The sequence below is a fragment of the Hoeflea sp. IMCC20628 genome (assembly GCF_001011155.1).
GTDB lineage: Bacteria > Pseudomonadota > Alphaproteobacteria > Rhizobiales > Rhizobiaceae > Hoeflea.
In genome coordinates, this window is the sequence record NZ_CP011479.1 from 3,128,660 (window position 1) to 3,152,698 (window position 24,039).

21 protein-coding genes are annotated in these 24,039 nt (G+C 59.0%); 10 read left to right on the top strand and 11 right to left on the bottom strand.

Annotated elements, in window-relative coordinates; translation table 11 throughout:
* Genes IMCC20628_RS14815 through IMCC20628_RS14835 form a run of 5 tightly spaced genes read left to right on the top strand, consistent with a single transcriptional unit; the run spans position 1 to position 5,215 of the window.
* Positions 1–771, top strand: coding sequence for an SDR family oxidoreductase (locus IMCC20628_RS14815; protein ID WP_047030861.1), 771 nt, complete (start codon positions 1–3; stop codon positions 769–771).
* Positions 768–1,700 carry a 2-dehydro-3-deoxygalactonokinase gene (locus IMCC20628_RS14820; RefSeq protein ID WP_280949418.1) on the top strand — a complete coding sequence of 311 codons (933 nt, stop codon included), beginning with the start codon at positions 768–770 and terminating at the stop codon, positions 1,698–1,700. The genes IMCC20628_RS14815 and IMCC20628_RS14820 overlap by 4 nt, the downstream gene beginning before the upstream one ends.
* Positions 1,697–2,335 (top strand): 2-dehydro-3-deoxy-6-phosphogalactonate aldolase, encoded by a 639-nt coding sequence (locus IMCC20628_RS14825; RefSeq protein ID WP_047030863.1) that lies wholly within the window; start codon positions 1,697–1,699, stop codon positions 2,333–2,335. Before IMCC20628_RS14820 ends, IMCC20628_RS14825 begins: the two co-directional genes overlap by 4 nt.
* Positions 2,332–3,222: an SMP-30/gluconolactonase/LRE family protein gene (locus IMCC20628_RS14830; protein WP_156174526.1), complete on the top strand. Its 891-nt coding sequence runs from the start codon at positions 2,332–2,334 to the stop codon at positions 3,220–3,222. Before IMCC20628_RS14825 ends, IMCC20628_RS14830 begins: the two co-directional genes overlap by 4 nt.
* A 19-nt stretch (positions 3,223–3,241) precedes the next feature.
* Complete coding sequence (locus tag IMCC20628_RS14835; RefSeq protein ID WP_047030864.1) at positions 3,242–5,215, top strand: beta-galactosidase; 1,974 nt, start codon at positions 3,242–3,244, stop codon at positions 5,213–5,215.
* A gap of 26 nt (positions 5,216–5,241) precedes the next feature.
* On the opposite strand, the gene IMCC20628_RS14840 is transcribed toward IMCC20628_RS14835, so the two are convergent.
* The 3 genes from IMCC20628_RS14840 to IMCC20628_RS14850 form a co-directional block, all read right to left on the bottom strand.
* Positions 5,242–7,308, bottom strand: a complete 2,067-nt coding sequence (locus IMCC20628_RS14840; RefSeq protein ID WP_047030865.1) for an NADH:flavin oxidoreductase — start codon at positions 7,306–7,308, stop codon at positions 5,242–5,244.
* A 66-nt stretch (positions 7,309–7,374) separates the two neighbouring features.
* Positions 7,375–7,815 (bottom strand): hypothetical protein, encoded by a 441-nt coding sequence (locus tag IMCC20628_RS14845; RefSeq protein ID WP_052766441.1) that lies wholly within the window; start codon positions 7,813–7,815, stop codon positions 7,375–7,377.
* 30 nt (positions 7,816–7,845) lie between these two features.
* The gene (locus IMCC20628_RS14850; RefSeq protein WP_047030866.1) at positions 7,846–9,417 is read right to left on the bottom strand and encodes a trimethylamine methyltransferase family protein; all 1,572 of its coding nucleotides are present in this window, start codon (positions 9,415–9,417) and stop codon (positions 7,846–7,848) included.
* A gap of 85 nt (positions 9,418–9,502) precedes the next feature.
* On the opposite strand from IMCC20628_RS14850, the gene IMCC20628_RS14855 reads away from it, so the two are divergent.
* Positions 9,503–10,420, top strand: a complete 918-nt coding sequence (locus tag IMCC20628_RS14855) for a LysR substrate-binding domain-containing protein (RefSeq protein ID WP_047030867.1) — start codon at positions 9,503–9,505, stop codon at positions 10,418–10,420.
* Here IMCC20628_RS14855 and IMCC20628_RS14860 read toward each other — a convergent pair.
* A complete protein-coding gene (locus IMCC20628_RS14860; RefSeq protein WP_047030868.1) occupies positions 10,410–11,777 on the bottom strand; it encodes an EAL domain-containing protein in 1,368 nt (455 codons plus the stop codon). The genes IMCC20628_RS14855 and IMCC20628_RS14860 overlap by 11 nt on opposite strands.
* Before the next feature lie 115 nt (positions 11,778–11,892).
* On the bottom strand, positions 11,893–13,611 hold the full coding sequence (locus IMCC20628_RS14865; RefSeq protein ID WP_047030869.1) for a response regulator: 1,719 nt from the start codon (positions 13,609–13,611) through the stop codon (positions 11,893–11,895).
* A gap of 282 nt (positions 13,612–13,893) precedes the next feature.
* Here IMCC20628_RS14865 and mutL point away from each other — a divergent pair, with 282 nt between their 5' ends.
* Together mutL and IMCC20628_RS14875 are read left to right on the top strand one after the other, a co-directional pair.
* Entirely contained in the window at positions 13,894–15,735 is a 1,842-nt protein-coding gene (gene mutL / locus IMCC20628_RS14870; protein WP_047030870.1) for a DNA mismatch repair endonuclease MutL, read from the top strand.
* Between the two features lie 104 nt (positions 15,736–15,839).
* Entirely contained in the window at positions 15,840–16,067 is a 228-nt protein-coding gene (locus IMCC20628_RS14875) for a DUF2093 domain-containing protein (RefSeq protein ID WP_047030871.1), read from the top strand.
* A 5-nt stretch (positions 16,068–16,072) separates the two neighbouring features.
* On the opposite strand, the gene lpxK is transcribed toward IMCC20628_RS14875, so the two are convergent.
* The 6 genes from lpxK to IMCC20628_RS14905 form a co-directional block, all read right to left on the bottom strand.
* Complete coding sequence (gene lpxK / locus IMCC20628_RS14880) at positions 16,073–17,101, bottom strand: tetraacyldisaccharide 4'-kinase (RefSeq protein WP_047030872.1); 1,029 nt, start codon at positions 17,099–17,101, stop codon at positions 16,073–16,075.
* Positions 17,095–18,438, bottom strand: a complete 1,344-nt coding sequence (gene waaA / locus IMCC20628_RS14885; RefSeq protein ID WP_047030873.1) for a lipid IV(A) 3-deoxy-D-manno-octulosonic acid transferase — start codon at positions 18,436–18,438, stop codon at positions 17,095–17,097. Before waaA ends, lpxK begins: the two co-directional genes overlap by 7 nt.
* Positions 18,435–19,148, bottom strand: a complete 714-nt coding sequence (locus IMCC20628_RS14890; RefSeq protein ID WP_245307786.1) for a lysophospholipid acyltransferase family protein — start codon at positions 19,146–19,148, stop codon at positions 18,435–18,437. The genes waaA and IMCC20628_RS14890 overlap by 4 nt, the downstream gene beginning before the upstream one ends.
* A gap of 73 nt (positions 19,149–19,221) precedes the next feature.
* Positions 19,222–19,470 (bottom strand): DUF4170 domain-containing protein, encoded by a 249-nt coding sequence (locus tag IMCC20628_RS14895; protein WP_047030875.1) that lies wholly within the window; start codon positions 19,468–19,470, stop codon positions 19,222–19,224.
* A gap of 66 nt (positions 19,471–19,536) precedes the next feature.
* Positions 19,537–20,343 carry a 3'(2'),5'-bisphosphate nucleotidase CysQ gene (locus IMCC20628_RS14900; protein ID WP_052766442.1) on the bottom strand — a complete coding sequence of 269 codons (807 nt, stop codon included), beginning with the start codon at positions 20,341–20,343 and terminating at the stop codon, positions 19,537–19,539.
* Positions 20,330–21,664, bottom strand: a complete 1,335-nt coding sequence (locus IMCC20628_RS14905) for a TldD/PmbA family protein (RefSeq protein ID WP_047030877.1) — start codon at positions 21,662–21,664, stop codon at positions 20,330–20,332. The genes IMCC20628_RS14900 and IMCC20628_RS14905 overlap by 14 nt, the downstream gene beginning before the upstream one ends.
* Positions 21,665–21,765: 101 nt before the next feature.
* On the opposite strand from IMCC20628_RS14905, the gene IMCC20628_RS14910 reads away from it, so the two are divergent.
* Both IMCC20628_RS14910 and IMCC20628_RS14915 read left to right on the top strand, forming a co-directional pair.
* A complete protein-coding gene (locus IMCC20628_RS14910) occupies positions 21,766–23,583 on the top strand; it encodes a monovalent cation:proton antiporter-2 (CPA2) family protein (RefSeq protein ID WP_047030878.1) in 1,818 nt (605 codons plus the stop codon).
* Positions 23,584–23,608: 25 nt separating this feature from the next.
* Positions 23,609–24,028: a VOC family protein gene (locus tag IMCC20628_RS14915; RefSeq protein ID WP_047030879.1), complete on the top strand. Its 420-nt coding sequence runs from the start codon at positions 23,609–23,611 to the stop codon at positions 24,026–24,028.
* The last annotated feature ends 11 nt before the right edge of the window (positions 24,029–24,039 follow it).

Below are 24,039 nucleotides of genomic sequence, written 5' to 3' on the forward strand. Positions count from 1 at the left end.
ATGACTGAACAGACGACGGTATATCCCGACCTGAAGGGCGCCTCGGTGCTGATCACCGGCGGCGGCTCCGGCATCGGTGCGGCGCTGACCGAGGGCTTTGCCCGGCAGGGTGCGCGCGTCGCCTTTATCGACATCGCTAGTGAAGTCAGCCAGGCGCTGGTGGAACGGCTCGCCGGTCAGGTCGACCACGCGCCGCTGTTCCTCCACGCCGACCTTAGCGACCTCGACCAGTTGCGCAATGCCTGCGCCAAGGCCGACGAAGCCCATGGTGCGGTCACCGTGCTGGTGTCCAATGCCGCACTCGACGACCGCCATGATCTCCTGGAGATGAGCGGCGACTATTGGGACGCCAACCAGGCGATCAATCTCAGGCCCGCAGCCTTTGCCGCCCAGGCGGTGGCGCCGGGGATGATTGCAGCCGGTAACGGTGCCATCGTCAATTTCACCTCGACGTCCTACATGCTCAATATCGGCGCCATGCCGTCTTACACCGCGGCAAAGGCGGGTATTGTCGGGTTGACCAAGGGACTTGCCGGCCGGCTTGGCCCGCACGGCATCCGCGTCAACGCGATTGCGCCGGGCTGGGTGATGACCGAGCGGCAGAAGAAACTGTGGGTGACCGAGGAAGGTCTGAACGCGATGATCGACCGCCAGTGCCTGAAGGAAGCTATCCAGCCCGAAGACATGGTCGGCCCCTGCCTCTTCCTTTCCTCCAATGCCGCACGCATGATCACCGCCCAGGTGCTGATTGCCGACGGGGGTATGATGTGAGCACATCACCCTGCCTTGTTGCCGTTGACTGGGGAACCTCGAGTTTCCGGCTCTGGCTGATGTCCCGGGACGGCACGGTTCTGGCCGAACATCGAAGTAAAGAGGGCATGAGTGAGGTTGCGGAACGCGGCTTTGAACTGGTTCTGGAAAGCCATTTGAGCACTTTGGCCGTTCCCCAGGATATTCCCGTTGTGATTTGCGGCATGGCCGGATCCCGGCAGGGATGGGTCGAAGCCGGTTACATCGACATCCCGGCAGACCTCACCATCATCGGCCAGAATGCGACGATTGTGCCCGGTACAGCGCGCCGGATCATCATTCTTCCGGGCCTGGCGGTGCGCAGCCTGAGCGAGCCAGATGTGATGCGCGGCGAGGAAACGCAGTTGCTTGGCGCTCACTTCGAGATGCCGAGTGGGACCTGCTACTGCATGCCGGGGACGCACTCGAAATGGGTCAGCATGGACGGGGCAACAGTCTCCGGATTTGAGACCTTCATGACCGGCGAGCTGTTTGCCACCATCAACGCCAAAACAATTCTGGCTCATTCGACCGGCGGCAAAGGCGATGTCGACGCTCATGATCCGGCCTTCCTCACAGGTGTGCGCGATGGCTGGACCCGGCCTGAGAAAACCACACATCATCTGTTTTCGATCCGGGCCGGACAATTGCTGTACGGTCACGGCCTTGATGAGAGTCGGGCGCGGCTTTCCGGATTGCTGATCGGTGCAGAACTTGCTGGCGCAGGCATAAATGGCGGTGAACAGATAGGCCTGGTGGCAAGCGGCGTGCTGCAACGGCTTTATCACGCAGCACTGTCGGAATGCGGCGTCAATGTTCGCGACATCGATGCAGATGTTGCAGTTCGACGCGGCCTGATCGAATCCTGGCAGCATTTTTCCAACACGAGCGGAGATCAAAAACGCCCATGATACGGATCAAATTTCCCTCCATGAAACGCAGCCTTGTGGCGATCCTGCGCGGCATCAAGCCAGAAGAAACCGCCGATATCGTCGACGGTCTGATGGCCGCCGGGTTCACGGCTATCGAGATTCCGCTCAATTCGCCAGACCCATTCCGCTCCATCGAGATCGCCGTCAAACGCGCTCCGAAAGATGTGCTGATCGGCGCGGGGACCGTGCTGAGCGTCGAAGACGTCGAACGGCTCAACAGCGTCGGCGGCCGGCTGATGGTCAGTCCGAATGTCGACAGGGAGGTGATTGCACATGCCGCCTCGCACGGGATGGTGACGATGCCGGGCGTTTTCACGCCGACCGAAGCGTTGGCCGCCTGCGCTGCCGGGGCCTCGGCGCTCAAATTCTTTCCGGCAAGTGTGCTTGGGCCATCAGGCATCAACGCCATCAGGGCGATCCTGCCGAAGGATGTTCCTGTTGGCGCTGTGGGCGGCGTGTCCAATGATGATTTTGCCGCTTACGCCAAGGTCGGCGTCAAGACTTTCGGCCTCGGCTCGAGCCTTTACAAAGCCGGGATGGATGCAGCAGAAGTGTCGCGGCGCGGCCAAGCTGCGATTACGGCCTTTGACGCGCTGGCGGAGGCTGGGCTGTGACCGTGGAGACCGTAGCCTATTCGGGGGCCATCTTGAACACGCCGGCCTGCATTCTGGGCGAAGGCCCTACCTACGATCCGCACACCGGCACGGCGTGGTGGTTTGATATCCTTGGGTGCAAGCTTGTTGAATATGTGCTCGCATCGGATACCGCCACAATCCACGATCTGCCGGAGATGGGCAGCGTTCTGGCGCGGGTTGATGGCGAGCGGCAGGTCATAGCCACTGAGACCGGCCTGCATCTGCGCGATATCGCGTCGGGTAAACTGGAGCTGATCACGCCGATTGAGGCGGACAACACCATCACCAGGTCCAATGACGGGCGGGTTCACGCCTGCGGGGCTCTCTGGTTCGGTACCATGGGCAAGAAAGCCGAACCCGGCGCAGGCGCGATCTATCATGTGGCGCGCGGCGTGGTGGCGACGCTGTTCCCGGATATCTCCATCCCCAACGCGATCTGCTTCTCGCCAGACGGCAGCATCGCCTATTTCACGGACACGGCTGATGGCAGGCTGATGCGCGTGGCCATCGACCCGGCAACCGCACTGCCCGTGAGCGAGCCAATGGTGTTTTTTGATCATCGCGGTGGTGACGGTGGGCTTGATGGTGCGGTGTGCGACCAGGACGGCGTGATCTGGAACGCCCGCTGGGGTCCTGGCTGCGTCGATGCCTATTCGCCCGAGGGCAAGCGGATCATCTCGCTTAAAGTACCTGCCGGCAAGACAACCTGCCCTGCCTTTGTCGGTCCGAATGCTGATCGTCTGCTTGTCACATCCGCCAGTGAGGGTATGTCCGCAGAACAACTCGCCTCAGATCCCGGTGCCGGCTCGACGTTCCTGCTTGAGCATCCGGTCAAGGGCCGCTTCGAGCCTGACTATATCCTCTGATCCTGAAGAGAGTGCCGCGATGCAACGCACACTTGGTGTTTGCTATTACCCTGAACATTGGCCCGAAACACAGTGGGCTGAAGACGCAGCGCGCATGGCGGCGCTCGGCCTGACTTTCGTGCGCATCGGTGAATTCGCCTGGTCGCGGCTTGAGCCTAAACGCGGCGCCTATGATTTCGACTGGCTGGAGCGTTCCATCAACACGCTGCATGCGGCAGGTTTGAAGGTAGTTCTGGGAACGCCGACGGCGACGCCACCGAAATGGCTGGTGGATGAAATGCCCGACATGCTGCCGGTTGGCGCTGACGGGCTGGTGCGGAAATTCGGCTCACGCCGTCATTATGATTTTTCCCATGACGGCTATCTTGAAGAATGCAAGCGGATCACGCTGGCACTGGCCAAGGCATTTGGCGCGCATCCGGGCGTGGCCGCCTGGCAGACCGACAATGAGTATGATTGCCACAACACCACGCTGTCCTATTCGCCTGCTGCCCGCGCCGGATTCCAAGCTTGGCTGCAGCAGAAATACCAATCCCCGAATGCGCTCAACCGCGCCTGGGGCAATGTGTTCTGGTCGATGGAGTTGTCGGACTTTGGCGAAATCGACCTGCCCAACCTGACCGTCACCGAGGCCAATCCGGCCCATGTGATGGATTTCCGGCGGTATGCGTCAGATATGGTGGTGCGCTTCAACAAGGCGCAGGCCGATATCATCCGGACGCATTCGCCGGGCCGGGATGTGATCCACAACTTCATGGGCCGGACACTGGCTTTCGATCATTTCGCCGTCGGCGCGGATCTCGACATTTCCAGCTGGGATTCCTATCCGCTCGGATTTCTGGAAGACCGGTCCGATCAGGGTGATGCGTGGAAGCAGACATTCGCCCGTGCAGGCGATCCGGATTTTCAGGCCTTCCATCATGATCTCTACCGCGCCACCTCGAAGGGCCGCTGGTGGGTGATGGAGCAGCAGCCCGGGCCAGTGAACTGGGCGCCGCACAACCCCGCCCCGCGCGACGGCATGGTGCGGCTGTGGAGCTGGGAGGCTTTCGCGCACGGTGCGGAAACCGTGAGTTATTTCCGCTGGCGGCAGGCACCGTTTGCGCAGGAGCAGATGCATGCCGGCCTACTGAGGCCGGATTCGAGCGAGGCTGAGGGGTATGACGAGGCGGCACAGGTGGCAGCGGATCTCGGGGCCCTGGATGCTGTGCTCGATGTGCAGCCCGGCAAGGCCGATGTGGCAATCGTCTTTGACTATCCCTCCGGCTGGGCGTGGGAGATCCAGCCGCAGGGCCGTGAGTTTGACTACTTCCGGCTGGTGTTCGATTTCTACAGATCCCTACGAAAGCTGGGACTTTCCGTGGATATCGTCCCGGCCAGTGCGCCGCAGTTTGCCGGATACCCTCTCGTTGTCATACCCGGCCTATTCAGCTGGTCTGCGGAGCTGATTGCGGCGCTCCGTGCGTATGAAGGGGCTCTGCTGATAGGCCCGCGGTCGGGCTCGAAAACCGTTGACTTTGCCATTCCAGATGGCCTGCCACCGGCCCTGCCGCGCGACATCCTCGATATGCGCGTCACCCGCATCGAGACTTTGCGGGCGGATACACCGGTGCAAGTGACCGAAGACGGAATGCTTCAGTTCTGGCGGGAATTTATTGAGACCGGAAGCGGTGCGAAAACCATTTTCAGTGCCGATGACGGCATCCCGGCCTTGGTCAAACAAGGCAACCTGCACTATCTCGGCGGCTGGCCCGATCAGCCTCTGATGCATGACATCCTGCAGAAGCTGGCCAATGGCGCTGGCCTGCTCACCAACAAATTGAATGATGGCGTCCGCCTGCGCCGACACGGGAACCACATCTTCGCGTTCAATTACGGTGCATCTTCTTTTGACCTGTCCCAGCTTGGTTGGACCAACGAACCGTTGCTGGGCAAGCTCGTGCTCGAGCCTTCGGGCGTCGCCGTAGCGCCGCTTCAATTCGCGGGGTATTGATTACCCCGCGACCGAACCACCAGATTCTAGATATCCTTCATAAGCCTCAGCGCGTCATAGATTGCCGCGTGGGTATTTCTCGCCGCCACCGCATCGCCGATGCGGAACAGCTGGAAACCGTTAGAGCCTGACTCCTCCGCAGCGGATGCCGGACCACCGTTCAATGTTTGCGGGTTACCGGCAATAAATGCCTCGTAATCGACCTGACCAAGATTACTCGAGTGCGGCTTCAGGTCAAAATAGAGATTATCAAGCGGCAATGTGCCGTGATTGATGACGATCTGATCGAAGTGCTGTTCCTTGGCGAGCGGCATGTAATCGCTGCCGATGGTGGCTTTGAGGCGGTTGCCATCGCGTTCGACCGAGGTCAGCCGGTAGGTGACGGTGAAGGTTACATCCTTGTCCTGCAGCGAACGCATATAGGGCACCAGGTTCATCGCCATGACATCCGGTGCAAAGCTGCGGTCCGGCGTCATGATCTCGACCGCAGCTCCGTCCATGGCCGCCACTTCCGCGGCCTGCAGTCCGGCATGATCGCCGGCGTCATCATAGACCAGAACTGACTTGCCCGGCTTCACGTCACCCGAGATCAGATCCCAGCTTGAAACCACCAACTCGTTGCCCGATTCCAGCACCTCGGTGTGCGGCAGACCGCCGGTGGCGATGATCACCACGTCAGGCTCTTCAGCTATCACATCTTCGACTTCAGCCCAGGTATTGAAGCGGAACTCGACGTCACGCGCTGCGCATTGCGCCATGCGCCACTCGATGATGCCGATCATCTCCTTGCGGCGCTTATTTTGAGCGGTGAGGCGGATCTGGCCGCCCGGATCAGGCTGCGCCTCAAACACTGTGACCTGATGTCCGCGTTCAGCGGCAACACGAGCCGCTTCCAAGCCCGCAGGCCCTGCCCCGATGATCACCACCCGCTTTTTCGTAACCGCCGGCTCAATTGTGTGCGGCATTGTCAGTTCGCGACCGGTAGCCGGGTTGTGGATGCAGAGCGCGTCCCCGGCCTGGTAGATCCGGTCAAGACAATAGGTGGCGCCAACGCAGGGTCGGATGTCGTGCTCGCGGCCTTCCATGATCTTTCTGACCAAATGGGGGTCCGCCATGTGGGCGCGGGTCATGCCGACCATGTCGAGCTTGCCATCGGCGATGGCATGACGTGCAGTGGCCACATCCGGAATTCGGGCGGCATGGAAGGTCGGCATGCCGACCTCGGCGCGAATGCGTCCGGCGAAATCGAGATGCGGCGCCGATTTCATCCCCTGCACCGGGATCACATCGGTCATCGCCGGATCGGTGTGGATCTGGCCACGGATGACATTGAGAAAGTCCACATGGCCCGAAGCTTTGAACAGGTGGCCGATGGCAACGCCTTCGTCTTCGCTGATGCCGCCTTTGGCGGTCTCGTCGGCGGTATAGCGAACGCCGACCAGCAGCTTGTCGCCGACCCGCGCCTTGATTGCGGCAACCACATCGAGCGCAAAGCGGGCGCGGTTTTCAAGGCTCCCTCCATAGGGGCCGTCCAGTTCATTGGTCAGTGGCGACATGAACTGGTCCATCAAATGGCCGTAGCATTCGAGCTCGACACCATCTAGGCCGGCTGCGGCCATGCGCTCGGCAGCATCGGCATAATCGGCGATCACCCGGGCGATGTCCCAGTCTTCCATCTTCTTGGGGAAGGCGCGGTGGGAGGGTTCACGGCGGTGGCTGGGTGAGATGGCCGGCAACCAGTCGCCCTTGTTCCAATGGGTGCGACGGCCGAGATGGGTCAGCTGGATCATCACTGCGCAGCCATGGTCGTGGCATTCGTCGGTGAGTTGCTTCATCCAGCCGACAACCTCGTCCTTGTAGGCGAGCACATTGTTGAACACCGGCGGGCTGTCTTTCGATACAGCCGCAGAACCAGCCGTCATGGTCATGGCGATGCCGGCCTTGGCGCGCTCGACATGATAGGCGCGGTAGCGATCCTTGGGCATGCCGTCTTCGGGATAGGCCGGTTCGTGGCTGGTGGTCATGATGCGATTTTTCAGCGTCAGATGTTTGAGCTGATAGGGCTGCAGCAGCGGATCATTGACTTGCACCATCGGTGGCGGCTCCTGGGATTTGGGTTATCCGGAAATGGCAAAAGCCGTCCCCGGATCGTTGTCAGTTCATTTGCAGCTCATGGCCGAGACACGCCAGTCGTTGGTGTCGGAGGCAATGTCACTAACCTGCCATCCCGCAGCACTTTGTGAAAGCATCCATTCCACCACGGTGGACAGACCGAAATTGTTGAATTGCGCGACCACATGGGCAGTGTCGCCATCGACCGTCTCATCCAGTTTAAGGGTTCTGGCGATTTCCGCCTCATCGAAATCCTGGGCGTCGATCGCGAAACCGAATTCGATGCAGTTGGTTTCATCGCGGATCCAGGCAGCGTCTGCAGCATTGAGGAAATCGAGTGCCGGGCCAGTGAACCGGCCGCGGTTTTCAAACTCGGATTCCGCACCAAGATGATCATAGAAATATCTGACTGCGTCGGACGGAGTACCGGCAAAGGCAGGCGTTGAGGAAAGCGCAAGCGCAGACAAAAAGACAAGATGCTTCAGCATCGGATGACTCCGTTTTTAAGGTACGGATTCTCAATACCATGCGTCGGCCAATTTGGCTTTGGTCTGGTCGACAAATTCCACCAACGCCTCGTCAGTCGCTTCATCCATCTGCGGCGGCTGATAATCTGCCAGCATCTGCTTCCAGCGCAGGTTGGCGCGTGTCGCTGCATCGGTCTGTCCGGCTATTTCCCATTTCTCGAATGGTTCATTGTCGGCGACCCCGGAATCCCAAAATGCTGTCTGGTAGTTCTCCATTGTGTGGGCGCAGCCGAGAAAATGCTTGCCGACGCCGACTTCACGAAACGCATCCAGGGCGAGCGAGTTGTCGTCAACCACGACACCGGCAAGATAGGAGTGCAGCGCGCCGCAGAAATCCGCGTCCATGATGAATTTCTCGTAGGACATAGACAACAACCCATCGAGGAACCCTGCCGAATGGAGAATGAAATTGGCTCCTGAATGCACAGCCGACAGCATCGACATGGTGCCTTCGTTCATTGCCTGGGCGTCCGGCAGTTTCGAATTGGAGAAGTTGCCGGCGCATCTAAGCGGCAGATTGAGTCGTCGCGCCAATTGTCCAATCACCATCGAGCCGATGGCAGGCTCCGGCGTTCCAAAGGTCGGTGAGCCTGTCCGCAATGACATCGACGACAGGAAGTTGCCGAAGATCACTGGCGCGCCCTTGCGTTCCAGCTGGGTCAGCGCACAGCCGGCCATGGTTTCAGCCAGCGATTGCGCAATGGCGCCGGCATTTGTCACCGGTCCCATGGCGCCGCCAAGGATGAAAGGCACGATGATTGCCGCCTGGTTGGCTCGGGCATAAGTGCGCAGCACATTGGTCATGGTGCCATCCCAGACCAGTGGCGAGTTGACGTTGACATTGCCGAGTATGACGCAGTTTTGGTCGACGAAATCGCGGCCAAAGACGATCCGCGCCATTTCGATGGATTCCTCGGCACGGCTTTCCGCCGTCACCGAGCCCATGAAGGCCCGATCGGAGTATTTGAGATGCGAATAGACCATGTCGAGATGGCGCTTGTTGACCGGCACATCGACCGGCTCGCAAATGGTGCCACCGGAATGGTGCAGCCAGGGGCTGGATTGGGCCAGCTTGATGAAGTTGCGAAAATCCTCGATCGTGCCGTAACGGCGCCCCTTGTCGAGATCCATCACGAAAGGCGAACCGTAAGCCGGAGCAAACACAACGCTTTTGCCGCCAATTTCGACACTGTTTGCGGGATTGCGCGCATGCTGGGTAAAGCTGGACGGCGCGGATTTCAGAATTTCGCGCAGCATTCCGGGCTCGAACTTTACCAGAAGGCCATCAACATCGGCTCCTGCCCGTTTCCAGTGCTGCAACGCCACAGCGTCATCGCGGAACTCAATTCCAACCTCGGCCAAGATCCGGTCGGCTGTGACCTCGATCTTGAGGAGGTTTTCCTCTCCGAGGATATCGTAAGTCGGAATGTTGCGGATGATATAGGGCGCCGTTCGGTGCGGTGGCTCCGCCCCCTGTCCCGCGCGGCGGCCATCGCGCCCGCCAGCCCTTTCCCGTTTACGTCCCTGTGAAACCTTTGGTTCGGCGAAATCTGCAGTGTCCATGGCCAATCCTCCGACGTGGAAGTCTAGGAGGATCCCCAGGCGATGTAATGCTGGAAAATTCCATTGCATTGGATAAGGTGAGCTTATGGGAAATCTCCGCCACCTCCTGCCCTCGGCAGGCAATCTGATCGTTTTTGAAGCCGCCGGACGGCAGCTAAGCTTCACCAAGGCCGGGTATGAACTGGGGATGACACAGGCCGCAGTCAGTTACGCGATTCGGTCTCTGGAAACCCAACTTGGCGCAGCGCTTTTTCATCGTGCGCATCGTGCGGTGTCGCTGACCGAAGCTGGCCGGCGGTTTCACGCCGATGTCACGCTTGGCTTGAGCCACATTCGCAAATCTGCCGAGGATATTAGGTCCCGTGGCCGCTCAAACAGCGTCACGCTGGCTGCATCGACAGCTTTCGCCTCCCTCTGGATGCTGCCAAGGCTGCACCGGCTGCGTGACGAATTGCCTGATGTTGATCTGCGAATCCAGACAGCCGACCGGGATCTCGACATCCACAACGAGTCCATAGAACTGGGCGTGCGTGGCGGCCGCCCGGAGGATTGGCCTGACTATGACAGCGCGCTGATCGCGCCTGAAGTGATTGAAGCCGTGGCCAGCGCCGCCTATCTAGAGAAGCACGGTGTACCCGAGAGCGTCGCCCACCTCACGCAACACAGACTGATCCATCTCGAGGAACCGATTCGCAGTGCGTGTGACTGGCGGCAATGGTTCCTGAGCGCCGGCGTCAACGGAATCATGGCGAACCGCGGGCTCGCAATCAATGACTACGTGCTGGTGATTCAGGCTGTGATGGAAGGCCAAGGCGTAGCACTAAGCTGGCGGCATTTGACCGAACGGCTGGTCAAGTCCGGGCTGTTGCAAAAGGTCACGGACCACAGGCTGGAAACCGGGGCTGCGTTTCATGTGATCTGGCCAAAAGCACGGCCGTTGTCGCCGCAGGCCGAAATGGTTCTGGATTGGCTGACAAAGGAAGGACGCGAGATCAGCGATTGACACCGAAGGGATTGGCCGGATTTCCGTTGGCCAATTCCTGGGCTTCGATGAGAGCCATGGCAGCGGCCGCGTCGACGGCCTTGCCATAGAGCCAGCCCTGCCCGGTCTTGCACCCAAGCTCCCTGAGTTTGGCTGCCTGCTCTTCGGTTTCGATGCCTTCCGCGATAACCTTGAGATTGAGCCCTTCGCACATCGCCAGGATGGCACGCACAATATGCTCGGCTGATTTGTCTATGGTGATTTCGCTGACAAAACTCTGGTCGATCTTGACCTTGTTGAAAGCGAAATCGCGCAAACGTCCCAGACTTGACTGGCCGGTGCCGAAATCGTCCAGCGAAACCCGGATGCCGACACTGCGCAACTCGCTGACAACCTTGGCGGCAACTTCCGGGTCGGTCATCATCGCGGTTTCGGTGATTTCCAGCTCGAGGCGGCGAGGATCAAGGCCGACACGATTGATAACTGCCAGGACATTGAAAGCCGTTGCCGGATCAACCAATTGCGCGGAGGAAAGGTTGAATGACAGGAACAGGTCTGCCGGCCAATGCTTGGCTGTTTCCGCAGCTTTCTTGAGCAAGGTCTCGGTCAGCGAATCGATGAAGCCGCGTTCCTCGGCCAGCGGAATGAAGACGGCAGGAGAAATGAAACCCAATTCCTTATCCGTCCAACGCGCCAAGGCTTCAAATCCCTGAATAGCCCCATCAGCCAGGTTGACGATCGGCTGGAAGTGGACCGCCACTTCGTCGGCGATGATGGCTCTGCGCAGGGCCTGTTCGACCTGCGTACCGCGGCGCATTTCTTCGGCGATTTCCTCGGAATAGACGGTGATCTGTCCGCGACCGCGGCGTTTTGATCTATACAGCGCCGTATCAGCGCTTTTGAGCAACTCGGCGAATTGCTCACCGGCGAAGGGATAGACAGCAAACCCGAAGGACGCGGAAAGCCGCACATTCCTGTCGCCAAGATCATAGGGGGCTGACAACACGTCCTTGAACATCCGGCCTATTTTTTCAGCACCCTTTTTCTCGAATACCAGCGGCAGTACAAATGCAAATTCGTCGCTTTCGATGCGGGCAACAAAGCCGCCATCCGGCAAGCAGGCGCGTAATCTGTGCGCCACCTGGCAAAGTATCTCATCCCCGGCTGCGTGGCCGAAAAGATCGTTGATCGGCTTGAAACCGTCGATATTGGCAATGCCGATGGTAAATGGAGCCGGATCGTCAGCACGTTCGGCGGCCAATTTGCGGATCTTGTCCATAAGGCGGCGGCGATTACCCAGACCAGTCAAAGGGTCTGTGTAAGCAATCGCTTTTGGATTGGTTTGCACCATATCGATGTTTTCAGTTTCTGAGGTCATCAAAAAAAGCTGTTCCGCCCGTATGATAGTGCCCCGAAGATGCCGCAGATATCTTAATATTGTCCTATTGTAGGACAGGTGAGAAACCAATGGTGGTTTTAAAGCCAGCCGTTACTCAACCCACAGCCAAAACCGTTTCGGAATTGCCAAGCCATTTCTCGATGACAGATTCCAATTTCTCCGGGCTCACCGGTTTGGACAAATAGTCGTCCATTCCAGCGGCGAAACAGCGCTCTTTGTCACCATTCATGGCGTGAGCAGTTACCGCAATGATGGGAACATGAGCGCCAGGCTTGTTTCCGACCGATTCAGCGTCGCGAATAGCCTGTGTGGCCTGCAATCCGTTCATTCCCGGCATGGAAATATCCATCAGAATAAGATCGGGCACCGCAGCCTCCCAGGCGGCGACGGCTTCGTGACCATTGGTCACGATGCGAAAATCCACTCCGATTGCTTCAAGAATTTGCTCGAAAACTATCTGATTGACGTCATTGTCCTCCGCAACGAGCACCCGGGTGCGTCCCCTTGGCGGGCTGACGCCCTTATGCTTGTCGGACCCGGTCAAGCCTTCGGCTGCTTGTTGTGCTGGTTCCAGGGTCGCAACCGGATCGGCAACTTCGACAGCAAGCTTGGGCTGTTCGGCTGAAACCGTTGGCCGTGTGGTTCCTTCTGCGATCCTTCGTTCGACCGCATGTTTGAGCAAGCTGTGACGAGCGGAGAACGCCATGCCTGACAGCTTTATCGCCATCCCCGTTGATATTTCCACATCACTGATGTCGAGATTGGCGGACCTGACCGCGTCGAGGAAAGCGACGATTTCTTCCGCATTGGCAATAGCCACCGCGTCGGAGCCTGCCGACTTCAATTCCGCCACGCGGATCGCTGACCGATGGCGATTTTCGTCGAGTACCAGTACCCGTTCCGTTGGACCAGATTGCGAAGCAGACGAAACCTGCTTATGCGGTGACCTGGCTGTCGCAGGCATATCCTTGTCATACCTTGATATGGACTTTGGTTGGAACATTCCACTTTCCACAAAGGCGCTGACATCATCGAATGAAATCGTGACGTAGTAATTCCCGGGCGTGCCTGAACGGCGCACGCGGGTGATGGCGTGCATAACGGAGCCATCAGCACGGTAAATGTCCTCGACGACTTCATAAGGCACTCCGGTCTCAAGCACCTCGCCTTCGATTCTCTCAAATCGGGCCGCGAGTTCGGGCTCCACCAGTTCGCCTGCGGTCCGGCCCAGGACCTGCTTGGGGTGCAACCCGGGAATCCGGCAAAAGGCATCATTGACGACAACGTAACGCAGCTGGGAATCCTTGACCATCACAGGGTTGGCGAGGTTATCCAGAATGTGCTGGGCGAGTTCGGCTTGGTGCCGTATCCGCGAAAGCTCCGCCTCCTGGTGCTTGTGATTGGTGACATCGGCAATTGTGCTGATCAGGACGCCATCGGACATCCGACGTTTGCACAGCCGGACCCAACGCCCATCAACGAGCTTTTCGATACTTTCATAGCGTTCGCGCCAATGAACCGCGATCCGTTCGGCAATCCAGTCTTCACGGGAAATATTGCGGGGCTTGCCGTTCGATGAACCGAGAACCCCGGCACCGACATCATAGGTGGCGCTGAAAAGATCCCGAAGCCGGGCACCGGGTGCGAGGACTTCAGGAGGAACATCAAAAAACCGCCGAACCTGAGAGCTTGCGGCGGTCAGCGTATCGTTTCGATCATAAATCAGGATGCCGATATCGAGGGCCAGGGCCAGTCCCTCGATGGTTTTGGCTTCGCAGGAGCGTTGTTGATGTCCGCTTTCGCTCAATGCCATGTCACTTCTATCCGATGCAGGAACAGGTGGCCGGGATACTCATTTTTTTGACTGACCCAGCCGGTTTCGAAACACGTTTCCCTTCGAACAAGCACCCAGATAACGTCGCCCGACTATCGCATTGGAGGGTTAATCCATATTTAACCACGACAACCAAAAATTCCTTGGTGGAATGTGGTGTGCCTGCCCGCAGGAACCAGCACAGACGACTGGAAACAGGTTTTTCCAGTCCGCAACGCCGTCAATCATTGCGTTGCACGGCGAATCCCTCAACATGGCCCTATGCGCATTCATCAACTGCCAGAGACCCTGATCAACCAGATCGCCGCCGGTGAAGTCATCGAGCGGCCCGCGAGCGTTGTGAAGGAGCTTGTCGAAAACGCTATCGACGCCGGCGCGCACAGGGTTGAAATTGCCACGGCGGTCGGCGGCAAGGCGCTTGTGCGGGTTGTCGACGATGGCCTTGGCATGGACGCCGACGATCTCGCGCTCGCCGTGCGCCGCCATTGCACCTCGAAGCTTGACCAGCGGCTTGACGACATTCGCACGCTCGGATTTCGGGGCGAAGCACTGCCGTCGATCGGTTCGGTTGCGCGGCTGACACTCAGATCCCGTCCAAAGGACGCACCGCACGCCAATGAAGTCTCGCTGGCGGGCGGCGTTCCGACACCACTCAAACCAGCAGCCGCCAATCAGGGAACGACTGTGGAAGTGCGGGATTTGTTTTTCGCAACACCTGCACGGTTGAAATTTCTCAAATCCGATCGGGCGGAAACAGCGGCGATCACCGAAGTTGTGCGACGTATCGCCATCGCCTTTCCGTCCGTGCGGTTCACCCTGTCTGGACCGGACCGCTCGACACTCGACCTGCCCGCAACAGGCGAAGACCGGCTGGCCCGCATCGCCCAGGTGCTTGGCACGGAGTTTGCGGCCAACACGATCGCAGTTGACGCCGTGCGCGAGGAGGTTGGCCTGTCCGGCCATGTTGGACTGCCAACCTGGAACAAGGCCAACTCGCTGTCGCAATATGCCTTCGTCAATGGACGCCCGGTTCAGGACAAGCAGATCCTGACAGCCATTCGTGCCGCCTATTCCGACACATTGCCGCGCGGGCGCTATCCGGTCGCGGTGCTGTGGATCACGCTTGATCCCGCGCTGGTGGATGTCAACGTGCATCCGGCAAAGGCCGATGTCAGGTTCAGGGATCCGGGTCTGGTCAGAGGCCTCATTATCGGTGCTATCCGGCAGGCGTTGACCGCAGAAGGCGATCGCGCCTCCCCGTCGGCCAGTGTCAGCCTGGCACAGGCCTTCCGATCGACCGAACCAAGCGCGACAATCCAAACGCAGACTCCCTGGAATCAGAACCGTTTTGGCGGATCAGCCCGTCCGTCCGCCAGTGCCGGGTGGCAGATGGACCATTCCCCCTCCCGGCCGTTGGATGCTCCCGGGCGGGGGTTTGGCGAACAGGACCAATCTGACATCGTCGGCGCGGCCATGCCCTCGGCGCGTCCAGGTGATCTGGAGAGCGACCAATCCGCCATTGGCCATCCGCTGGGTGCTGCGCGGACACAAATTCACGAGAATTATATTGTCGCCCAAACCCTCGACGGGCTGGTGCTGGTTGACCAGCACGCAGCACATGAACGACTGGTCTTCGAGCGGTTCAAGAAAGCGCTTCAGGCAGGGAATGTGCCGTCGCAGATCCTGCTGCTGCCTGAGATTGTCGACCTGCCTGAAGACGATTGCGACCGCCTGGCCGACCGCGCTGCGGATCTGGCGGAATTCGGTCTGGTTCTCGAACGATTTGGACCAGGAGCAATTGCCGTGCGCGAAACGCCGTCGATGCTGGGGGAAACAGATGTTGCTGGATTGGTGCGGGACCTGGCCGATGAAATCGCCGAATGGAACAGTGCTGACGGGTTGCGCGATCGGTTGGAAGCCGTAGCTTCGACGATGGCCTGCCATGGATCGGTGCGATCTGGACGACGGCTGATGCCTGAGGAAATGAACGCGCTGTTGCGAGAAATGGAGCGCACGCCCGGTTCAGGGCAATGCAATCACGGCCGCCCGACCTACATTGAATTGAAGCTCGCCGATATCGAAAAACTGTTTTCTCGCCGCTGACGATCATGTGGTTCAAGACGTGAAAGGCGCAATCTTGCATTTCAGATGACGAGGCCGCATACAGCGGTCTGCGTCTATGTTGAACCAAACGGGAGCAGTCTGGCATGAACCGTTTTGAAGGCCCCGGTGATCGACCGGCGAAAGTTCGTTATCTCGATGGAGATTTTCAGATCCTCATGCCGGGCAACCACGTGGTGTGCGCTGTCACCGGCGAAATCATTCCGATCGAGGAGCTGAAATACTGGAGTGTGGCGCGACAGGAAGCCTATGTTGACGTCCATGCATCCGTGACCGCAGACCAGCGCGCCGGGTTGCTGCCAAGCCGGGCGTAACCGCTTCAGGCGCTGGTGCGACGCCGTTTGAATGCAACGACTGCCGCATCAATGATTGCGTCAGGAACCTCCGGACTGTCGAAGATCATATCAATTTTCAGAACGGCGGTCTTTTTGATGAGATCGAGCGCCCGCCCATGGCCCGCTTGCAGGCGGACATGGTCCTTTTCCGTGGTGATCAGATCGAGACCATACAACTCGGATTCCGAGAGAAGATCATTGATCTCATCATCGGTGAAAGGATGATGGTCGGGAAAGCCCTGACATCGCGCCAATAGGACATGCGCCTGTTCAAGCGTTGCAAAGAATTTTTCAGGATCGCCGATGGCGGCGAAGGCAAGACAATTCCGGTTTAAGAATTGAGCCGCATTTCGCGGCTGGAGACGGGCCAGATGGATCGGCTTGGCTGCACGAGCCGCGAGCCGGATCATCGCATCAGCGCCCTTCCCCTCACCCACGACAATCAACGCATTAGCATGACGCACCTGATCAATGATCGGTGCGCGAACAGGGCCGGCGGGAAACACGCAACCATTGCCGACTCCGCGGCGCGCGTCCACCACCAGCAAAGCCTGATCGAAAACCAGCCTGGCGCTTTGAAAGCCGTCATCCATGATGATCAGGTCCGCGCCGCTTTCAACCAGCAGCTCGGCGCCTTCCACCCGATTGGCCGACACCACCGTCATTGCCTTGGCAGCGAGCAGCATCGGTTCGTCCCCGACAAGCCGTGCAGTGTCCCTGGCCGGATCAACGACTGTTGCGTGGCGCACTCCGCCGCCATATCCCCGCGATAGAAATCCAGGCTTGAACCCGCGTGCAATCGCTGTGTCGGCCAGTGCCAACGCAGTTGGCGTCTTGCCCGATCCGCCAACCGTGAAATTGCCAACACAGATGACCGGCACAGGGACGGCCTTGCGCTCACGGTGATCCATGATGCGGCGCGCCACACGGCCATAAACCCAGCCGAAAGGCGACAACAGCGCGGACTGGACACCGGCAGGTTCCCACCAGAATGGAGGAGCTTCACTTACCATTGGCCGCCCGCCCGGTTCTCCGCATTCTCGTTTTCGCGCGGCAAGAGCCGGGCTTTGACGGTTAAAGGGTTTATGTAAGGCTCAAGCGCACGAATAGTGGCCTTGAGCGCGCCGCGCATGTCGCGCAGGGTTTTCTCGCCGCCCTCAGCCATGGTCTGGCGCGCCTGCGGATTGGACAACAGAAAATGCACACCCTTGGCCAGCATTTCGCCGTCGCGAACAAACCGTGCGCCACCATTCTTGATCAGCTTGGCATAACTTTCCCGGAAATTTTCCACATTGCTGCCCGACAGCACCGAACAACCGAGCATGGCGGGTTCAAGAGGATTCTGGCCGCCTCCGCCCTTGAGAGACTTTCCGACAAAGGCAACCTCGGTCAAGTTCAGATACAGTCCCATCTCGCCGATCGTATCGCCAAGAAACACATCGGTCGAAGCCTCGATCGTGTCTCCGCGCGACCGGCGGACAACTGTCAGCCCCCGTGCCACCAGCATGGCTTCGATGGCGTCGGCGCGATCAGGGTGCCGGGGAACAAGAATGGTCAGCTGTTTGTGACGCGGTTTGAGCGCACGATGAACCGCCGCGACGATCTCGTCCTCTCCCTCAAATGTTGAAATTGCCGCCCATGTGGGCCGATTGCCTATTTGCGCCGTGAGCCTGGCCAATTCATCAACGTCCCATGGCGGCGCAGTCGTATCCACCTTGAGGTTGCCTGATACACTGACCGGTCTTGCTCCCAGCGCCAGAAAGCGCTCCGCATCGAGGTCCGACTGGGCAATGACGTGGGAAAGGTTTTCAAACAGGGCGTCGGCGAGACTGGGCCGTTTGCTCCAGCGTGCAAAAGATCGATCCGACAAACGGCCGTTGACCAGCACCTGCGGCGTTCTTCGCACACCCAGTTCAAGGATGGTCATCGGCCAGATTTCGGACTCTGCAATGATTGCCAGATCAGGCAGCCAATGATCGAGGAATCGCGAAACAGCAGGCTTCAGATCAAGCGGCACATACTGGTGAATGACGGTATCACCAAGCCGCTCGCGCGCCAGGCCTGCCGAGGTCACGGTTCCGGTGGTCAAGACCACCGAGATGCCGCGCCGCCGCACTTCCTTGATCAAGGGAATAACCGCCGAGGTTTCGCCGACACTGGCGGCGTGAAACCAGACAAGCGGTCCAACGGGCCTTTCGATGTCGGAGCGGCCGTACCGCTCCTTGCGGCGGGTTCGCTCTTCCTTGCCCTTGGCTGCGCGGATGGCAAGATAAGGTCCAAGCAGGGGATACAGGCCGGCACCGAACCAGCGGTAGCCGACCAGCGCCGCGCGTGCCCAGCCGCGGCTCATGAATTGGCCTCGACGGCGCGCATCGCTTCTTCGGTGATGCGATTGAGTTCAGCGGTTACCTGCATGCGTTTCTCAGCCAGTTCTTCTTTTCCGGCCTTGGCGGGAACGAAAATGGGTGGAGCAAGCCGAACGCTACGGGTGCCGAAAGGCAAATTGATGGTGGTCTTGTCCCAGGTTTTTTCAAGCACATGACGGCGGCTTGTTGCCAATGCCACCGGAACAATCGGCCGTCCCGAAATTCGTGCCAACGCGATAATTCCCTCGCCGGCCAGACGTGCCTCGCCCTTGGAAATATCGGCAATCATGACGACATTGACTCCGTTCCGGAGCGCGTCACGCATGCCGAAGAGAGCCTTGACGCCGCCTTTTTCGGTTACCATACGCGTCTCGCGTCCGCCCGAACCACGGATCACCTCTATCCCGGCGCGCGTGAGCACCCGCGCATTGATCTCTGCGTCAGCGCTGCGCGATACCAGCGAGGTGAATTTCCGGTCACGTGGCGCAGCATAGGGAACCAGCAGATGCTGGCCATGCCAAAGCGCGAAGATCGCCGGCCATTCACCCTCAATCAAAGCTTCCCAATCGGTGGAGGTCTTGTTGTCGCGGTTGCTCCGCCAGATCGCACCCAGCGTCCAGTGGATCAAAGCCGATCCAGCGCGCTGAACCCATTCGGACTGCAACAGTTTCTTGCCCAGACGACGCCGGTTCATCTTCTCGCTAAGCTTATGAAGCCTAGGCGCTGCCTCAGCGTCCGGTTTGGTCATCTTGTCTTTCGTCCGAGCCCTAAGACGCGGTTTTGCTATCGTCATGCGGATCAAGCATCCGATGCATATGCACGATGAAATACCGCATATGGGCGTTGTCCACGGTCATTTGCGCCTTGGACTTCCAAGCATCGAGAGCTTTGGCATAGTTGGGGAATATCCCGACGATGTCGAGCGCATCCAGATCCCTGAAGTCCATGGACTCGAGATCCTTGAGTTCGCCGCCAAATACAAGATGTAAAAGTTGCTTCTTTTCGCCATCGGCCATGGTGTCACTCCACGAATAAACGGTGCTGCCTATCAAAGCGCGGTTTGCGGCAATTCCCAAGAAAGGTCAATGCCCGTTTGCAGGCTTCAACAAGCCCAGCAGACCCGGTGTCTGTTCAAACGACGCAGCAACCAGCAGACCGCGCGATGGATCTGGTGCATTGTAGACCATGCGCGCGCCATCCCTGTCGACAAGAACATGACCGGTTTCAGCCAGCATGACATCGGCAGCGGCCAGATCCCATTCACTGGATCGCGGACGAATGAAAAGCCCGTCAAGGCCGCCTTGCGCCACCGCAGCCACACGAAGCGCCAGGGAGGGCCCCCCAGCGACTTTTTCCAGACTTTCCTCTGCACCAGGATAAATTTCCTTGGCGACCACGTCGGGAACCGCAATACGCAAAGGGGCCTGCGACAGGCCTGTATCATTTGCTGCGAGTTGAACCCCATTGAGGAATGCGCCGCCGCCCAGGTGAGCACGCCAGACTTCGCCGCGCGCCGGTGCCGCGAGCACGCCGGCGACCGGTATTCCATCCTCGACAAGTCCGATGCTGACACACCAGTCGGGCCGGCCGGAAACATAGGCGCGGGTGCCGTCGATCGGATCGATGATGAAAACGCGCCGGTGCGAGAGCCGCTCCTCGGTATCCACAGCCTCCTCGGAAAGCCAGCCATAGTCCGGTCTGGCATCAATCAGCATTTTGCGAAGCAACAGGTCGATGGCAATGTCGGCTTCGCTGACCGGTGAGCGGCCCTCGTTCTTGTACCAGACCTCCGGATCCTTGCGGAAATGGGACATGGCGATATCCGCCGCCAGACGCGACGCTGCGAGCATCAGGGCCAGGTCGTCGGCATGTTCCCTAGTCGCCTGCAAGCGTCATACCTTCCACCGCAATGGTCGGCGCCGCCACCGAATATTTGGGATCAATGTCATTGGCCAGAACCATGCGCTTGAACATGTCCTTGAGATTGGACGCTATGGTGACTTCCGACACTGCAAATGTCAGTTCACCATTCTCGATCCAGAAGCCCGAAGCGCCACGGCTGTATTCGCCGGTGATGGCGTTGACGCCCTGTCCGATCAGTTCGGTGACGTAAAAACCATTGCCGACAGACGCAATAAGTTCCTTCGCGGACTGAGGACCCGGATTGACGATGACATTGCTTGATGACGGTCCGCCCCGGCCAGCACGGCCGTTGCTTTTCAAGCCCAATTCACGCGCAACCGACGTCGTCAGATACCACTGCTGCAGCACGCCATCCTCGACCATGGTCAAGGGGCCTTCCGAAACGCCTTCGCCATCAAAGGGACGGGAACCCGATCCACGGAGAACGAAGGGATCATCGACAAGAGTCAGTCCCTTTATCGCCACCTGCTTGCCCATCATGTCACGGAGAAAACTGGTTTTCCGTGCAACTGACGCACCGTTGATGGCCGACACAAGATGCCCGATAAAGCCGCGTGCCACCCGCGGATCAAAAACCACGGTCACATTGGATGCGGTCTTGACCTTGCGCGGGTTGACCTTGGCAACCGTTCGTTCCCCAGCGCGCCGGCCGATGGTTGCGGCGTCGTCGAGATCGGCCAGGAAAACACGGCTGTCAAAATCGTAATCGCGTTCCATCTTGACGCCTTCGCCAGCGATCACGCTGACCGACGTCGAGAACCCGGACCTCTCAAAGGCGCCCGAAAAGCCATGCGAAGTGGCCAGCACCATGCCGAAGAGCCCTGTTCCCGCACCGGCACCAATGGAACTAGCCACCCCAGACACACCTAGGGCGGCGGCTTCAGCGGCAATTGCAGCTTCCACCAGGGATTCGGCCGGAGGCTCTGTGGGATCAAACAGATCCAGATCAGGCCAGGTTTTGGCGAGCCTGTCAGCGTCAGCAAGGCAGGCATAGGGGTCTTCAGGCGACACACGCGCCATGGCGACAGCACGAGTAGCAAGAGCCTCCTCGTCTGCGCCCTGCCCGGCTTGGACAGTTGCGACTTTCTGGCCAACGAAAACCCGGAGACTGAAATCATCCGATTCGGACGATTCGGTGTTTTCCACCTGGCCGTTGCGCACGGAAGCAGACCGTGACCGGCGGCGGACCACCACTGCGTCCGCCTGATCGGCGCCTGCGGCGCGAGCGCGCTCGATTAATCGCTCAGCTGTCGCCAGCAAGCCTTCAGATTGTTTGGAATCGCTCATGTTTTTTGGCCTTTCGCTTGGCTCTCATGTATTGTCCCGACCGTCAAGCATCAAGCCCATCATGGTCCGGGCGGACCGGATTCGAAAACGGAGCATCTGGAATGGTCGCAGGCGAAGCCAACCTTTACACTGAAGGTCTTATCCTGCTGTGCGGAGCCACCATCGCTGCTCCCCTGTTCAAGAAGATAGGGCTTGGCACCGTGCTCGGCTACCTTTCTGCCGGAATCGTGATTGGCCCGCTGCTGCGTATCATCACCGATGGCGAGGGAATCCTGCATTTTGCCGAGCTTGGCGTGGTGTTGCTGCTGTTCATCATCGGGCTGGAACTCAAGCCGTCGCGGCTGTGGCAATTGCGCCGTGATATTTTCGGTCTCGGGCTGGTGCAGGTCATGGTGTCGGCTCTCGCGCTGTTTGCGGCAACCTTTGCATTCGGCGGGGAATCCTGGGCCGCGGCAACCGTGATCGGGTTCGGTCTGGCGCTGTCCTCCACTGCTTTTGGCATCCAGATCCTGGAAGAGCGCGGCGATCTCAACACCAGATACGGCCAGCAATCGTTCTCGATCCTGTTGTTTCAGGATCTGGCCATCGTGCCGATTCTGGCGCTGGTGCCACTTGTCACGCCGACGACGGCTGATCATGGCGGATCAATCCTGAGCGACATCGCCATCACCGTCGGTGCCATCGCCGCTCTGCTTGTCGCAGGGCGATATCTGCTTAATCCTTTGTTCCAGCTGATTGCAGGAACCGGCGCCAAGGAAGCCATGATTGCAGCAGCCCTGTTTGTTGTGCTTGGCTCGGGAACGCTGATGCAGGTCGCAGGCCTGTCGATGGCGCTCGGCGCCTTTATCGCTGGTGTGATGCTGGCAGAATCGTCCTACAGGCATGAACTCGAAGCCGATATCGAGCCCTTTCGCGGCATCCTGCTCGGTTTGTTTTTCATGGCGGTGGGGCTGTCGCTGGATCTTGCGGTGATCGCAGACAACATCCTCATCATACTGATTGCCGTGCCGGTTCTGATGATCATCAAGGCGCTAGTGATCTATGGTGCATGCCGGATCTTTGGCTCAAGCCACAATACCAGCGTCGAAATCGCGGGATTGTTGCCGCAGGGCGGAGAATTCGGGTTTGTCATTTTCAGTGCCGCTGCGGCTGCTGGCGTATTCGCCCAGGCTACCGCTTCGCTGCTGGTGGCGATCGTCACCATATCGATGGCGTTGACGCCGCTGGCGGCGCTACTGGCAAAGCGGCTGATGCAGACTGAGACTGACGAGCAAATGGACGAGGATTTTGCTGGTGCAGGCTCCGACGTTCTGATGATCGGATTTTCTCGCTTTGGTCAGATTGCGTCTCAGATTCTGCTTGCTGGCGGGTCGGACGTCACCATCATCGACCAGTCCCCGGAGCGGATCCGCTCGGCTTCCAAATTCGGATTCAGGATTTATTTTGGCGATGGCACCCGCAAGGATGTTCTGGTCGCTGCCGGCATCAAGCGGGCAAAGATTGTGGCCGTCTGCACGCACAAGCAGGAGATCACCGACAAGATTGTCGATTTGATTCAGGCCGAGTTTCCCACCGCCCGCATATTTGCCCGCGCTTATGACAGGACACACACCTTGTCGTTGCGGGCCCGAGGCGTTGACTATGAGGCGCGAGAAACTTTTGAATCCGGCATGTTGTTTGGACGAAAGACCTTGGAATCACTTGGCACATCGGAAGATCAGGCGCTCGAGATCAGCCTTGACGTGCGCCGTCTCGACGAGGAACGGCTGGCGATGCAGGCCGTGGAGGGGCTTTTGGCCGGGCAGGACAAATTGCATACCCGCCCCGTGACACCGGAACCGCTGATCAGACCGAAACGCGAATCCGAACGTCTGGACAAACCACTCAAACCGGATCACACATTGTCAGATCCCGCCTGACCATCGACAGCCAGAAAGACAAATCATGACACCGTTTCACCTTGCCTTTCCGATCCGCGACATTGAAGAGACCCGCCATTTTTATGGTGAGCTGCTTGGCTGTCCGATGGGTCGTTTTACCGACAGCTGGATCGATTTCGATCTATTCGGCCACCAGATGTCGGGCCATGTCCGCCCGGATGCGGGCAAAGCGGCTGAGTCCGGCGCGGTGGATGGTCATTCAGTGCCGATCCCGCATTTTGGCGCGGTCCTTCGGATGGAAGACTGGAAAGCGCTCGCCGAAAAGCTTGAGATGACCGAAGAGAAGATAGACTGGATCATGAAGCCGACCTTGCGGTTTGAAGGACAACCCGGCGAGCAGGCTACCTTGTTTATTCGCGATCCGTCCGGAAACGCTCTGGAATTCAAGGGGTTTGCGGATCTGGGACAAGTCTTCGCCTCGTGAACGGCGCCAAA